The organism is Rhizobium sp. LjRoot254 (assembly GCF_964254105.1).
Classification (GTDB): Bacteria; Pseudomonadota; Alphaproteobacteria; order Rhizobiales; family Rhizobiaceae; genus Rhizobium_E.
On sequence record NZ_CAXUSM020000001.1, the window covers coordinates 1,154,705 to 1,168,484 of the forward strand.

Below are 13,780 nucleotides of genomic sequence, written 5' to 3' on the forward strand. Positions count from 1 at the left end.
ATGCCGGCGGCAAGGCGTACATGGACGGCATGTCGAAGATGAACAAGGCTATGGCCGCGCCGATGACCGGCGATGCCGATACAGATTTCGCCCAGATGATGGTGCCCCATCACCAGGGCGCCATCGACATGGCCAGGGTGCAGCTGCAATACGGCAAGGACGCCGACCTCAAGACGCTTTCAGGCGACATCATCAAGGCGCAGGAGAGCGAGATCGCCTTCATGAACGGTTGGCTGGCGAAGAACGCAAAGCCCGCCGCGTCTCATGCCGGCCATGACGATCCCGCCGGCAAGGCCTACATGGATGGCATGGCAAAGATGAACAAGGACATGAACGCCGCCATGACCGGCGATCCGGATCGCGATTTCGTGACGATGATGATCCCGCATCACCAGGGTGCGATCGACATGGCGAAGGTCCAGCTTGAATACGGCAAGGATCCCGAACTGCGGAAGCTTTCCGAGGGCGTCGTAAAGGCGCAGGAGAGCGAGATCGCGTTCATGAAGGACTGGTTGGCGAAGCATTGAACGGCCTTATCCGGTCCAACGAAAAGCCCGCGGCGATTGCTCGCCGCGGGCTTTTGCAGTCCTGGGAGAGACTTCTTGTGATTAAGCCAGATCGAAACGATCCGCGTTCATCACCTTGTTCCAGGCCGCCACGAAGTCCTTGACAAACTTCTCGCCGGCATCCGATTGCCCATAGACTTCGGCCAGCGCGCGAAGCTGCGAATGCGAGCCGAAGATCAGATCGACGCGGGTGCCGGTCCACTTGACGGCATTTGTCTTGCGGTCGCGGCCTTCATAGACGCCCTCCTTGCCGGCGAGGGGTGCCCACACCGTACCCATGTCGAGCAGGTTGACGAAGAAGTCGTTGCTCAGCGTGCCGGGACGGGAAGTGAACACGCCATGTTCCGGATTGCCGGCGTTGAGTGTACGCAGGCCGCCGACGAGCACGGTCATTTCAGGCGCAGTGAGCTGCAGCAACTGGGCGCCATCGACGAGCGCTTCCTCGGCCTTCATGAACTGCTGCTTGCGGCTGTTGATATAGTTGCGGAAGGCATCGGCACGAGGTTCGAGAGGCGCGAAAGACGCCGCGTCTGTCTGTTCCTGCGAGGCATCCATGCGGCCCGGTGTGAACGGCACGGTGACATTGTGTCCACCAGCCTGTGCCGCCTTTTCGACGCCGGCGGCGCCAGCGAGCACGATCAGGTCGGCCAACGAGATTTTCTTGCCGTCGCTGTGCGCCGCGTTGAAGTCCTTCTGGATGGCTTCGAGAACGCCCAGCACCTTGGAAAGCTGCGCCGGCTGGTTGGCTTCCCAGTCCTTCTGCGGGGCAAGGCGGATGCGGGCGCCATTGGCGCCGCCGCGCTTGTCGGAACCGCGGAACGTCGAGGCGGACGCCCAGGCGGTCGAGACCAGTTCCTGCACCGACAGGCCCGATGCGAGCACCTTGGCCTTCAGTTCGGCGATGTCCCGGTCATCGACCAGCTTGTGATCGACGGCTGGGATCACATCCTGCCAGATCAGGTCCTCAGCCGGCACTTCCGGGCCCAGATAACGCACCTTCGGCCCCATGTCGCGATGGGTCAGCTTGAACCACGCGCGGGCGAAGGCATCGGCGAACTGGTCGGGATTTTCGAGGAACCGGCGCGAGATTTTCTCGTAGGCCGGATCGATGCGCAGCGCCAGGTCGGAGGTCAGCATCGTCGGAAGCTGTTTCTTCGACGGGTCATAGGCGTCCGGGATGGAAGCATCGGCGTTCTTCGCGACCCACTGATTCGCACCACCCGGGCTCTTGGTCAGCTCCCATTCGAAGCCGAACAGGTTTTCGAAGAAGTAGTTGCTCCATTGGGTCGGCGTCTGGGTCCATGTCACTTCCAGACCGCTGCCGATGGCATCGCGACCGACACCGGTGTTGAACTTGCTGTTCCAGCCGAGGCCCTGCTGTTCGAGCTCGCCACCTTCCGGATCGACACCAACGAACGACGGGTCGCCCGCGCCATGGGTCTTGCCGAAGGTGTGACCGCCGGCGATCAGTGCCACGGTTTCTTCGTCGTTCATCGCCATGCGCGCGAAGGTTTCGCGGATATCGCGCGCCGAGGCAAGCGGGTCGGGAGTGCCGTTCGGGCCTTCCGGATTGACGTAGATCAGGCCCATCTGCACGGCGCCGAGCGGTTCTGCCAGTTCACGCTCGCCGCTGTAGCGCTCGTCACCCAGCCAGGTGCCTTCCGGACCCCAATAGAGCTCTTCCGGTTCCCACACATCGGCGCGGCCGCCCGCGAAACCGAAGGTCCTGAAGCCCATGGATTCGAGCGCGACATTGCCGGTGAGGATATAGAGGTCGGCCCAGGAAATCTGGTTGCCGTATTTCTGCTTGATCGGCCAGAGCAGGCGGCGGGCCTTGTCGAGGTTGACGTTGTCCGGCCAGCTGTTGAGCGGCGCGAAGCGCTGCTGTCCGGCGCCCGCACCGCCGCGGCCATCGGTGATGCGATAGGTGCCGGCGCTATGCCAGGCCATGCGGATGAACAGGCCGCCATAGTGACCGAAGTCGGCCGGCCACCAATCCTGCGAATCGGTCATCAAGGCAGTGAGGTCCTGCTTGACGGCCGCGAGATCGAGCTTGGCGAATTCCTTGGCGTAATCGAATGCCTCGCCCATCGGGTCGGACTTCGAAAAGTGCCCGTGCAGACTGTTGACATCGAGATGGCTCGGCCACCAGTCCCGGTTTTTCCGGATGCTGCCGGCTGTATGAGCGACGGGACATTTGCCCCCGTTTTCGACTTTGGCGTCCATCTTGATTCTCCCTAATTGGAATTCTTCTAACCTACTCTATCGCTTCCATGGCGATAGTTTCCAATTGCATTTGCTGCAATTTTCGATAAGAAAAAACTATCATGATCACACTGAGACAAATGCGCTATTTCGATGCGCTTGCCAATGCCCGCCATTTCGGAAAGGCGGCGGAAATGGTGTCGGTCAGCCAGCCGGCTCTTTCGGCGCAGATCGCCGAAATGGAGCGGCTGCTCGACGTCAAGCTCGTCGAGCGCAATCGTTCGGGCGCCATCCTCACCCGTGAGGGCGAGGACCTGCTGCCGGAGATCCGTGACATTCTCGATCGGACCGGGCGACTCGAAGCGCGCGCCAAAGCGGGGCAGGGGCCGCTCAAGGGCAGGCTCAAGCTGGGTATCATCCCCACGGTGGCGCCCTATCTGGTGCCGGAGCTGATCCCCCGGCTGCGCGGCCTCTATCCGGAACTCGGCGTCGAACTCAAGGAACTGCTGACCTCAGGCTGCCTGGAAGAGCTTCGGCAAGGCAAGCTTGATTGCGCCATCGTGGCACTGCCGGCCGGCAACGAGTCGATCGAAAGCGCCTTCCTGTTCGAGGACCGGTTCTTCATCGCCAGCGCCGAGGATGAAAACACCATCCTGATGTCGCCGATGACCGAGGACAATGTCGACGTCGAACGGCTGCTTCTGCTGGAAGAGGGCCATTGCCTGCGCGACCAGGCGCTGGCCGTATGCGGCACCTCGGCGGGCCGCCGCGTCGCCAATTACGGCGCGACTTCGATGACGACGCTGCTGCAGATGGTCAGCCATGGCATGGGCATCACGCTCATTCCAGAAATCGCGCTGAGGGACGAATCGTCGCGTAACAGGGTGCGGGTGGTGCCCTTTGCGGATCCCCAGCCATCGCGCAGGATCGGCCTTGTCTGGCGGACGAGCGCCTCGGGCAAGCGACGGGATTTCGAAGCGCTGGGCACGGTGATCAAGGATAGTGCTGCGGTGCTGCTGGCCTGAGGCGAAGGCGGGCAGACTTCTGTCTCTGCATATGCTACGCGCGTTCCGGACATTGAACCAGGAAGGCCAAGATGGAAAATCGCTGGAGCAAGCCGGTCGTTATCGCCCTTGAAGGGCCAGGCAAGTTCACGACCATCTCCAACGCCACCGAGGCGAGTTGGGCGCTGATCGAGGACTGGCCGCTCGAAGATGGCGTCGCGCTCGATCGTGCGCTGCTGGTCTGTGCCGCCGTGGCGGAAGGCAAGAAGTCCGCCGAAGAGGCGCGCCGCGCTTTCCTCTTTGCAGCCGCTGAGGCGGGTATCCAGGTGCGCGATTAGGTCGTGAACCCATGAATGATTCAGCAAGCGGCGGTTTCGTTCACCCAGATTTTGGTGCCGATTGGAACCATCTGTTTGGACACACCCGGCCCCAGCATGAGTGGAATGAAGTCCGGATGTGGCGGTGAAAGCATCTCGATACCGCCGATAATGGTGTGAAGGGTAGTCCCGTCAGGTGCTTCAAGCATGACAGGCTCGCCGACCCTGACCTTCCATTCGTGCTCGCCATGTTTCGGGATGCCAGGCGCGATGATGATGGAGCTTCGGCCAGAGAGTTCGAACGTGTCTTCTACTGTTGATAGGTAGAGCATTGGTGGGAACCTTGACTATTGGGTTATGCAGGAAGTCACTTTTAGATGGCAAGTATCGGTGATTCAAGGTGATCATCATGGTCCAACTTGCTTCAGTATGTCTATGGCTCCGCGTTTATGAGTCCACAGCCTGGCCCGTCCGGCCAGCTAGCGTCTGTTAACACCCGGGCGCATTTCCCGACCCAAAAATTAACACAGGTAAACGCTTCATTAACCTTAATCGGTTTTAGTGATTTGCGACGGCCGATGTTTGGGCGCGCGACCAGCGAAAGTTCCAAGCAAGGGCCGGTTGCTAATATCCGTGTTTGAGTCTGGGGTTCTTTTGTGATGAGCGCAAAGCACGTTGCGGTATTGATGGGTGGAATTTCCTCCGAGAGGCCGGTGAGCCTGTCCTCGGGTGCCGCCTGCGCCGAAGCGCTCGAAGGCGAGGGCTACCAGGTGACGCGTATCGATGTCGGCCGTGACGTGGCGACGGTGCTTGCCGAACTCAAGCCGGACGTCGCCTTCAATGCGCTGCATGGCCCATTCGGTGAGGATGGCACGATCCAGGGCATCCTCGAATATCTCGAAATTCCCTATACGCATTCCGGCGTGCTCTCCTCGGCGCTGTCGATGGACAAGGAGCAGGCCAAGCGGGTTGCCAAGTCCCATGGCATGCCGGTGGCTGAAGCCAAGGTCATGAACCGCCACGATTTCACCTCGGTCCATCCGATGAAGCCGCCCTATGTGGTCAAGCCGGTGCGCGAAGGCTCGAGCTTCGGCGTCGTCATCGTCAAGGAAGACCAGACGCATCCGCCGCAGATGATCACCTCCTCAGAATGGCGTTACGGCGATATCGTCATGGTCGAACGCTATATCCATGGCCGCGAACTGACCTGCGGCGTGATGGGCGACGTGGCTCTCGGGGTGACCGAAATAGTGCCGCAAGGACACGCCTTCTACGATTATGATTCGAAGTATGTGGATGGCGGCTCAAAACATGTCATTCCCGCGCAAATTTCACCGAAAATTTACCAAAAAGTACAAACACTGGCTTTGAAGGCGCACAAGGCGATGGGTTGCCGCGGGGTCACACGATCCGACTTCCGCTACGACGACCGCTTCTCGGAAGAAGGCGAACTGATCTGGCTGGAAATCAATACTCAGCCCGGCATGACTCCAACCTCCCTGGTGCCCGAAATGGCCCAGCATGCTGGCCATTCCTTTGGTGAGTTTCTTCGTTGGATGGTGGAGGACGCGTCGTGTTTGCGTTGAGGTCCCGTAAATCTCCGGGCAGTCATGCCGAGGCCGATGTGGTCGCCCAGGGCGGCGAGCGCATGGTCCTGCCCAAGCCGATGCGTCGCGCGGTGCGCTTCCTCGGGAGCTTAGCGTCGGGCCGGATCGACATTCCCCGCCATGCCGGCTCCGTTGCGGTGCTTGCCTTCTATGCCGCCACCGCCGGCTATATCTTCGCGCTGACCGGCGAGACCCGTGATGTGACCCAGGCGGTCACTTCGGCTGCGGGCTTTGCGATCAACAATGTCAAGGTCTCCGGCAATGCCGAGACCTCGGAAATCGATATCCTCGAAAAGATCGGCCTCGACGGCACGACCTCGCTGATGGCGCTCGATGTGGCCGCCACGCGCGACGCGCTCAAGACGCTGCCATGGATTTTCGACGCCGAGGTCCGCAAGGTCTATCCCGATACGATCGAGATCAAGCTCAAGGAAAAGGTCGCCTTCGGCATCTGGCAGCACGGCCAGGACCTTTCGCTGATCGAACAGAGCGGCAAGGTCATCGCATCGCTGCGCGACAACAAGTTCGCTCACCTGCCGCTCTTCGTCGGTCGGGATGCCGGCGCCGGCGCCGAAGAGATCATGAAGGATTTCGACCAGTGGCCCGCCGTCAAGACGCGGGTCAAGGCCTTCATGCGGGTTGCCGGACGTCGTTGGGATCTCAAGCTCGACAATGGCGTCATCATCAAATTGCCTGAGCACGGCATGGAGCGCGCCATGGCCGAGCTCGCCGAATTCAACAGGGATCAGCAAGTGCTGGAACGGGACATTCTCGCCATCGACTTCCGGCTCGAGGATCGCACCACGGTGCAACTGACGGAGGATGCGAGCGCCCGCCGCAAGAAGGCGGTCGAGGCGCGCGCCAAGGAATTCAAGAAGATGAAGGAGGCGATATGAATATCTTCGGCTCCTCCAATGGGTCCACGCCACGCCTGAAGCCGCTTCCCTCGAAGCGGTCGCATGTCGTTTCCGTGCTCGATATCGGCTCGACCAAGGTTGTCTGCATGATCGCCCGGCTGACGCCGCGCGAGGCATCGGAGGTTCTTCCGGGTCGTACCCACAAAGTCGAGATCATCGGCATCGGCCACCAGAAGTCGCGCGGCATCAAATCAGGCGTCATTTCCGACCTCGACGCGCTCGAAGGCGTGATCCGCCACGCTGTCGATACCGCCGAACGCCAGGCCAACCTCACCGTGGACAGCCTGATCGTCAACGTCTCGGCCGGCCGCCTGCACAGCGACATCTACACCGCCTCGATCGATCTCGGCGGCCAGGAAGTCGACCAGGACGATGTCAACAAGGTGCTGGTCGCCGCCTGCCAGCAATCGCTGCGCAACGACCGCGCCGTACTGCATTCGCTGCCGACCGGCTTCTCGCTCGATGGTGAGCGCGGCATCGGCGATCCGGTCTCGATGTTCGGCGATACGCTGGGCGTCGACATGCATGTGCTGACCGCCGAACGCATGGCGATCAAGAATATCGAGCTCTGCGTCAACCGCGCCCACCTTTCTGTCGAGGGCATGGTGGCGACGCCATACGCCTCGGGTCTCGCAGCCCTTGTGGATGATGAACTGGAACTCGGCTGCGCTGCCATCGACATGGGCGGCGGCACGACGACGATTTCGGTCTTTGCCGAGGGAAAGCTGGTTCACGCCGATGCGATCGGCCTCGGCGGTCATCACGTTACGACCGACCTCGCACGCGGCCTCTCGACCCGGATCGAAGAGGCCGAGCGGATCAAGGTCATGCATGCCTCGGCACTCTCCAATGGCGGAGACGATCGCGAACTGGTCTCGGTCCCGCCGATCAGCGAGGACGATCACGAGCAGCCGACGCAGGTTCCGCGCGGACTGATCGGCAAGATCGTGCGCGCCCGCGTCGAGGAGACGCTGGAAATGATCCGCGACCGTATTCGCGGCTCGGGCTTCTCGCCGATCGTCGGCAAACGCGTCGTTCTCACGGGCGGCGCCAGCCAGTTGACCGGCCTGCCGGATCTCGCGCGCCAGATTCTCGCCCGCAACGTCCGCATCGGCCGGCCGATGGGCGTCAAGGGCCTTCCGCCTGCGGCGAAGGGTCCAGCATTCTCGACCGCGGTCGGTCTGCTGATCTATCCGCAGTTTGCAGATCTCGAAATCCACGCCGAGGAGAAGGGCGTTCTGTCCAATCTCGGCGGGGGCAATGGCAGGATCGCCCGCGTCAGCCAGTGGCTCAAGAGCAGTTTCTAACAAATTCAGGAATGACGGCCGGTATGGCAACCGGCTCGACTAAAAGAAGGACGGACAACATGACCATCAAATTGAACAAGCCGGACATCACCGAGCTTAAGCCGCGCATCACGGTGTTCGGCGTCGGCGGCGGCGGCGGGAACGCCGTCAACAACATGATCACGGCCGGTTTGCAGGGCGTGGACTTCGTCGTTGCCAATACGGACGCCCAGGCGCTCGCCATGACCAAGGCCGACCGCGTCATCCAGATGGGTGTGCAGGTCACCGAAGGCCTCGGTGCCGGTTCACAGCCGGAGGTTGGACGTGCGGCGGCCGAGGAGTGCCTCGATGAGATCATCGATCATCTCAACGGCACCCATATGTGCTTCGTCACCGCCGGCATGGGCGGCGGCACGGGTACGGGCGCTGCTCCGATCGTCGCGCAGGCTGCCCGATCCAAAGGCATCCTCACGGTTGGCGTCGTCACCAAGCCGTTCCAGTTCGAAGGCCAGCGCCGCATGCGGCTCGCCGACCAGGGCATCACCGACCTGCAGAAGTCGGTCGATACGCTGATCGTGATCCCGAACCAGAACCTCTTCCGTATCGCCAACGACAAGACCACCTTCGCCGATGCCTTTGCCATGGCCGACCAGGTGCTCTATTCGGGCGTTGCCTGCATCACGGATCTCATGGTGAAGGAAGGTCTTATCAACCTCGACTTCGCCGACGTCCGCTCGATCATGCGGGAAATGGGCCGCGCGATGATGGGCACCGGCGAGTCCTCCGGCGAAGGCCGCGCACTGGCCGCAGCGGAAGCTGCGATCGCCAACCCGCTGCTCGACGAGACCTCGATGAAGGGTGCCCAGGGCCTCCTGATCTCGATCACCGGCGGCCGTGACATGACCCTCTTCGAAGTCGACGAGGCTGCGACCCGTATCCGCGAAGAAGTCGATCCCGACGCCAACATCATCCTCGGCGCCACGTTCGACGAAGCATTGGAAGGCATCATCCGCGTTTCTGTTGTCGCGACCGGTATCGATCGCACAATGGGAGCGGGTGATCAGCGCCCTTTTGAAGTAAAGCCGATCTCGCGGCCGGTTGTCCGCCCACAGGTCAGCCAGGCTCCGATTTCGGCTCCCGTCATGCAGGCCCAGGCTCAGCCGGTCCCCGCGCCGCAGCCGATGACCTTCGCAGCCGATCCGGTGGCCGAAACGATCCGTGCCGCCGAGATGGACATGGAACTTGAGATCGCGATCGCCAATCCGCTGATGAACGAACTGGCCGCTGCCCCGCAGGACGACTTCCGTCCGGCGAGCAAGCTCTTCGCGATGCCGGCCGAGGAAGTCGCGAAACAAGCACCGGTCGTCAACCGTGTCGTTGCTCAGCCGGAACCGCAGATGCAGTATCGCGAGCCGTCGGTCGCGCATCAACCGGCTGGCATGCAGTATCACCAGGACGTCCATTCCGAGCCTTCGCTGATGGCGTCGGTTCGCATGGAAGCCGATCAGATGCGCATGCCCAAGGTCGAGGACTTCCCGCCGGTCTTGAAGGCCGAGATCGAGCACCGCGCAGGTGTGGCATCCACCGCACATGCCGAAGAGCGTGGTCCGATGGGCCTGCTCAAGCGCCTGACCTCGTCGCTCGGCCGCAGGGAAGAAGAAGCACCGGCTCCATCCGACATGACGGCCGCCGCACCCAACGCCGCTTCCCAGCAGCGCCGGGCGCTGTCGCCGGAGGCGAGCCTCTACGCACCGCGTCGCGGCAATCTCGACGACCAAGGCCGCCAGGTTCCGGCCCAGCCGCGCGCCCAGGAAACCGAGGAATTCGACATCCCGGCCTTCCTGCGCCGCCAGTCGAACTAAAGGCTGGAACAGTCAAAATCAGAGGAGGGGCCCGGACTTGAAATCCGGGCCCTTCATGCATTCGGTGATGGCCGCCTGCGGAACGTTACAATTGGAAAGAAACATTGATTTGGTTTGCCGGTGCCGTGACGATATTTTCACGATGGGTCCATTTGGGGGATTGGAAACCCGTCTGAAAATCGCAGTTTCTGCAGCATGTCACATGATTGTCCGGATGGATCCGGGCGGGTGGTTTGAACGGGCCACATCAAAAGCGGGGTAATATGTCTTTAGGTCTTTTGGGTTTTGAAACAACATTTGAAAACCCGTTCACGATTCGCGGTATCGGCGTCCATTCAGGAGCCGAGGTCACCGCAATTTTCAATCCGGCGGAAGCCGGCACAGGCATTATTTTCCAGCGCATTGGCCAGCATGACGAAGTGACGGAACTCAAGGCCGTTTCCGCTTCCGTCGGTTCGACCGATCTCTGCACGGTTCTCGGCTTTTCCCCGGCGCGCTCGGTCGCCACGGTCGAGCATGTCATGGCCGCGTTCTACGCGCTCGGGATCGACAATGCGATCGTCGAGATCGACGGCGCCGAAATGCCTGTCATGGATGGCAGCTCCGCCACATTCATCGAGGCGATGGAACAGGCCGGCATCCGCCCGCTTGGCGTCAAACGCCGCTATATCCGCGTCAAGAAGCCTGTCCGTATCGACCATGGCGCATCCTGGGCGGAATTCCAGCCCTATGACGGCACGCGATTCGAAGTCGAAATCGATTTCGAGAGCCCGCTCATCGGCCGCCAGGTCTGGAAGGGTGATCTCAACTCCGTATCCTTCAAGAACGAGCTGGCCCGCGCCCGCACCTTCGGCTTCATGCGCGATGTCGAGCGTCTCTGGGCCATGGGCCTGGCGCTCGGTTCGTCGCTCGAAAACTCAGTGGTGATCGGCGACGACAACCGCGTCATCAATATGGAGGGCCTGCGCTGGTCCGACGAATTCGTCCGCCACAAGACGCTGGACGCCGTGGGCGACCTGGCCCTTGCCGGTGCGCCGTTCCTGGGCCTTTATCGCTCCTATCGCGGCGGCCACAAGGTCAATGCCATGGCGCTGAAGGCGCTGCTTTCCGACCGTTCGGCCTATGAGATCGTCGAGTCGGCTGGCGCGCGCCATCGGGTCGCGGTGCCGGAACTGATCGCGATCTCGCAACCGGAATATGCGCCCTGGACGGCGTGATCCGCTGCGAGTCCAGCACTTAACTGTTCACGGCCGGCATTTTCTTGTTGGCCGTGTCCCCGGTGCATCGGTTCTGCCACAAATTTGCATGATTTGAAGGCCATGACGTTGCGGTTCCGAGCGTTTTATGGCTATTAGCCGCTTAATCTGACGGTCGGGATTTGCTTTGTGGCCACCGATTGAGTGACCCGGTTGGGGAAATGCAGGACATATCGATGATGAAACTTTCCGCACGCACCGTGCTTCTGTCGCTCGTGCTTGGCACGAGCGCCGTGATGGTCGCGGGCTGCTCGAACGATCCGGACCTCGACATCACCAAGCTGTCCGCCCAGGCCGAGCCGGCCGACAAGCTCTATGACGAGGGTCTTGCCAACCTCAATGCGGGCAAGATTTCCGAAGCGCAGCGGAAGTTCGACGCCGTCGACCGCCAGCATCCCTTCTCGGAATATTCGCGCCGCGCGTTGGTGATGAGCACTTTCATCAAGTACCGCCAGGGCGACAATGAAGGCGCGATCCAGTCCGGCGACCGCTACATGAAGCTCTATCCGCAGACCAAGGATGCGGCCTACGTGCAGTATCTCATCGGTCTCAGCTACGCCAAGCAGATCCCCGTCGTGACGCAGGACCAGCGCGCATCGGCCCGCACGATCGAAGCCATGATGAAGGTGGTCAACGAGTATCCGACATCGGAATATGTCGATGACGCGCAGACCAAGATCCGCATGGCGCGCGATAATCTCGCCGGCAAGGAAATGCAGATCGGCCGGTACTATCAGGAGCGCAAGGAATACCTTGCCGCGATCTCGCGCTACCGGACCGTTGTCGAGCAGTTCGGCAACACCAACCAGGTGGAAGAAGCGCTGGCCCGTCTCGTCGAGACCTATTATTCGCTTGGCCTGGTGGACGAGGCACAGACGGCAGCTGCCGTGCTGGGTCACAACTATCCGGACAGCGTCTGGTACAAGGACAGCTTCGCGCTTCTGCAATCCAAGGGGCTTGCGCCGCAGGAAAACCAGGGCTCGTGGATTTCCCGCGCCGGCAAGAAGCTCATTCTCGGCGAGTCCTGATCGGGGCGCTCACTCTCAATGCTGATACAGCTATCGATCCGCGATATCGTCCTGATCGATCGGCTTGATCTTGCCTTCGAGCCGGGCCTGTCCGTCCTGACCGGCGAGACCGGTGCCGGTAAATCGATCCTGCTAGATTCGCTGTCGCTCGCCCTCGGGGGCAGAGGCGATGGCGGACTCGTGCGCCACGGCGAGGACAAGGGCCAGGTGACTGCGGTCTTCGATGTCGCGCTTGCGCACCCGTTGCGTGGACTTCTCCAGGAAAACGCCATCGACGAGGATGGCGAGAACATCATCTTCCGCCGCGTGCAATCGGCCGACGGTCGCACGCGTGCCTATGTCAACGACCAGCCCGTCAGCGCCCAGCTTCTGCGTCAGGCAGGCTCGCTGTTGGTCGAGATCCATGGCCAGCATGACGATCGGGCCCTGGTCGATACCGAAGCGCATCGGACGCTGCTCGATGCATTCGCCGGCCTGACCGATGAGGCCAACGCAGTTGGCGCCCACTTCCGCACCTGGAAGGATGCCGGCCGCGAGGCGCGGACACATCGCGCCAAGGTCGAGGCGGCGCAGCGCGAGGCCGATTACATCCGCTCGTCGGTCGATGAACTGGAAAAGCTCTCGCCCGTCGATGGCGAGGAGGAAGAACTCGCCGAACAGCGCTCGCGGATGATGAAATCCGAACGGATCGCCGGAGACATCTCCGAAGCATCCGAATATCTCAACGGCAATGCGTCGCCGGTGCCGCATCTCGCCTCGCTGGTGCGCCGGCTCGAGCGCAAGGCGGCCGAAGCGCCCGGCCTGCTCGAGGAGACGGTGCAGGCGCTGGACGAAGCGCTCAATCATCTCTCCGAGGCACAGAATCAGGTCGAGGCCGCACTCCGCCGCACCGAGTTCGATCCTAGGGAACTGGAACGCGTCGAGGAGCGGCTGTTTGCGCTCCGCGCCGCCTCCCGCAAATATGCCGTGCCCGTCACGGGCCTGCCGGCGCTCGCGGCAAAAATGGTCGCCGATCTCGCCGATCTCGACCATGGCGAGGAGCGGCTCAAGCAGCTCGATGCACGCGAGAAGGAAGCAGAAGCGATCTATTTCGCCGCCGCTCGTAATCTCTCTGCCAAACGCCAAAATGCCGGCAAGGCGCTTTCCGAGGCTGTGATGGCGGAACTTCCCGCGTTGAAGCTCGATCGCGCGCGCTTCATGGCGGAGATCGAAACCGACGAGGAAGCCGCCAGTGCATCCGGCATCGACCGCGTCGAATTCCACGTCCAGACCAATCCGGGCACGCGTCCCGGCCCGATCACCAAAGTCGCCTCGGGCGGTGAACTGTCCCGCTTCCTGCTGGCGCTCAAGGTCGCGCTCGCCGATCGGGGTTCGGCGCCGACGCTTGTTTTCGATGAAATCGATACCGGTGTCGGCGGCGCCGTGGCGGATGCGATCGGCCAGCGGCTGAAGCGGCTGTCCTCGCGGGTCCAGGTCCTGTCGGTCACCCATGCGCCCCAAGTCGCGGCCCGCGCCGATACCCATCTCCTGATCTCCAAGGGCGTCACCGGCGAGGAAAGCGGTCGTGTCTCGACCCGCGTCGCCACCATGGACGACGACGCCCGCCAGGAAGAAATCGCCCGCATGCTGGCTGGCGCCTCGATCACCGCCGAAGCACGCGCTGCTGCCGGAAAACTGCTCAAGGGTGAGGGATAGGTTCCTCTTTCCATCCGTGTTTTGGCGGTCTAGAAAA

12 protein-coding genes are annotated in these 13,780 nt (G+C 61.8%); 10 read left to right on the forward strand and 2 right to left on the reverse strand.

Annotated elements, in window-relative coordinates:
• Positions 1-29: 29 nt before the first annotated feature.
• Complete coding sequence (gene copM / locus ACSQ26_RS05700; RefSeq protein WP_436015113.1) at positions 30-527, forward strand: CopM family metallochaperone; 498 nt, start codon at positions 30-32, stop codon at positions 525-527.
• Positions 528-608: 81 nt separating this feature from the next.
• Here the strand turns inward: copM and katG are convergent, their stop codons facing one another.
• Positions 609-2,792: a catalase/peroxidase HPI gene (katG, locus tag ACSQ26_RS05705; RefSeq protein WP_436007127.1), complete on the reverse strand. Its 2,184-nt coding sequence runs from the start codon at positions 2,790-2,792 to the stop codon at positions 609-611.
• Between the two features lie 101 nt (positions 2,793-2,893).
• Between katG and ACSQ26_RS05710 the strand changes: the two genes are divergently transcribed.
• On the forward strand, positions 2,894-3,796 hold the full coding sequence (locus ACSQ26_RS05710; RefSeq protein WP_436007129.1) for a LysR substrate-binding domain-containing protein: 903 nt from the start codon (positions 2,894-2,896) through the stop codon (positions 3,794-3,796).
• Between the two features lie 71 nt (positions 3,797-3,867).
• Complete coding sequence (locus ACSQ26_RS05715) at positions 3,868-4,113, forward strand: DUF982 domain-containing protein (RefSeq protein WP_436007131.1); 246 nt, start codon at positions 3,868-3,870, stop codon at positions 4,111-4,113.
• A 20-nt stretch (positions 4,114-4,133) separates the two neighbouring features.
• On the opposite strand, the gene ACSQ26_RS05720 is transcribed toward ACSQ26_RS05715, so the two are convergent.
• Complete coding sequence (locus ACSQ26_RS05720) at positions 4,134-4,424, reverse strand: hypothetical protein (RefSeq protein WP_436007133.1); 291 nt, start codon at positions 4,422-4,424, stop codon at positions 4,134-4,136.
• A 327-nt stretch (positions 4,425-4,751) separates the two neighbouring features.
• Between ACSQ26_RS05720 and ACSQ26_RS05725 the strand changes: the two genes are divergently transcribed.
• The 7 genes from ACSQ26_RS05725 to recN all read left to right on the forward strand — a co-directional run bounded on the left by ACSQ26_RS05725 (position 4,752) and on the right by recN (position 13,743).
• A complete protein-coding gene (locus ACSQ26_RS05725; RefSeq protein ID WP_436007135.1) occupies positions 4,752-5,678 on the forward strand; it encodes a D-alanine--D-alanine ligase in 927 nt (308 codons plus the stop codon).
• Positions 5,666-6,595, forward strand: coding sequence for a cell division protein FtsQ/DivIB (locus ACSQ26_RS05730; RefSeq protein ID WP_436007137.1), 930 nt, complete (start codon positions 5,666-5,668; stop codon positions 6,593-6,595). The genes ACSQ26_RS05725 and ACSQ26_RS05730 overlap by 13 nt, the downstream gene beginning before the upstream one ends.
• Positions 6,592-7,923, forward strand: coding sequence for a cell division protein FtsA (gene ftsA, locus ACSQ26_RS05735; RefSeq protein WP_258157489.1), 1,332 nt, complete (start codon positions 6,592-6,594; stop codon positions 7,921-7,923). Before ACSQ26_RS05730 ends, ftsA begins: the two co-directional genes overlap by 4 nt.
• 59 nt (positions 7,924-7,982) lie before the next feature.
• The gene (gene ftsZ / locus ACSQ26_RS05740) at positions 7,983-9,764 is read left to right on the forward strand and encodes a cell division protein FtsZ (RefSeq protein WP_436007140.1); all 1,782 of its coding nucleotides are present in this window, start codon (positions 7,983-7,985) and stop codon (positions 9,762-9,764) included.
• A 263-nt stretch (positions 9,765-10,027) separates the two neighbouring features.
• The gene (gene lpxC, locus ACSQ26_RS05745; RefSeq protein ID WP_436007142.1) at positions 10,028-10,981 is read left to right on the forward strand and encodes a UDP-3-O-acyl-N-acetylglucosamine deacetylase; all 954 of its coding nucleotides are present in this window, start codon (positions 10,028-10,030) and stop codon (positions 10,979-10,981) included.
• A 218-nt stretch (positions 10,982-11,199) separates the two neighbouring features.
• On the forward strand, positions 11,200-12,048 hold the full coding sequence (locus ACSQ26_RS05750) for an outer membrane protein assembly factor BamD (protein WP_436015115.1): 849 nt from the start codon (positions 11,200-11,202) through the stop codon (positions 12,046-12,048).
• Between the two features lie 18 nt (positions 12,049-12,066).
• Positions 12,067-13,743: a DNA repair protein RecN gene (recN, locus tag ACSQ26_RS05755; RefSeq protein ID WP_436007144.1), complete on the forward strand. Its 1,677-nt coding sequence runs from the start codon at positions 12,067-12,069 to the stop codon at positions 13,741-13,743.
• The last annotated feature ends 37 nt before the right edge of the window (positions 13,744-13,780 follow it).

Coding starts and splice junctions, on each gene's coding strand:
- ACSQ26_RS05715 (WP_436007131.1), top strand. CDS start 3,868: ATGGAAAATCGCTGGAGCAAGCCGGTCGTTATCGCCCTTGAAGGGCCA.
- katG (WP_436007127.1), bottom strand. CDS start 2,792: ATGGACGCCAAAGTCGAAAACGGGGGCAAATGTCCCGTCGCTCATACA.
- ACSQ26_RS05750 (WP_436015115.1), top strand. CDS start 11,200: ATGAAACTTTCCGCACGCACCGTGCTTCTGTCGCTCGTGCTTGGCACG.
- lpxC (WP_436007142.1), top strand. CDS start 10,028: ATGTCTTTAGGTCTTTTGGGTTTTGAAACAACATTTGAAAACCCGTTC.
- ACSQ26_RS05710 (WP_436007129.1), top strand. CDS start 2,894: ATGATCACACTGAGACAAATGCGCTATTTCGATGCGCTTGCCAATGCC.
- ftsZ (WP_436007140.1), top strand. CDS start 7,983: ATGACCATCAAATTGAACAAGCCGGACATCACCGAGCTTAAGCCGCGC.
- copM (WP_436015113.1), top strand. CDS start 30: ATGTCGAAGATGAACAAGGCTATGGCCGCGCCGATGACCGGCGATGCC.
- recN (WP_436007144.1), top strand. CDS start 12,067: ATGCTGATACAGCTATCGATCCGCGATATCGTCCTGATCGATCGGCTT.
- ACSQ26_RS05725 (WP_436007135.1), top strand. CDS start 4,752: ATGAGCGCAAAGCACGTTGCGGTATTGATGGGTGGAATTTCCTCCGAG.
- ftsA (WP_258157489.1), top strand. CDS start 6,592: ATGAATATCTTCGGCTCCTCCAATGGGTCCACGCCACGCCTGAAGCCG.
- ACSQ26_RS05720 (WP_436007133.1), bottom strand. CDS start 4,424: ATGCTCTACCTATCAACAGTAGAAGACACGTTCGAACTCTCTGGCCGA.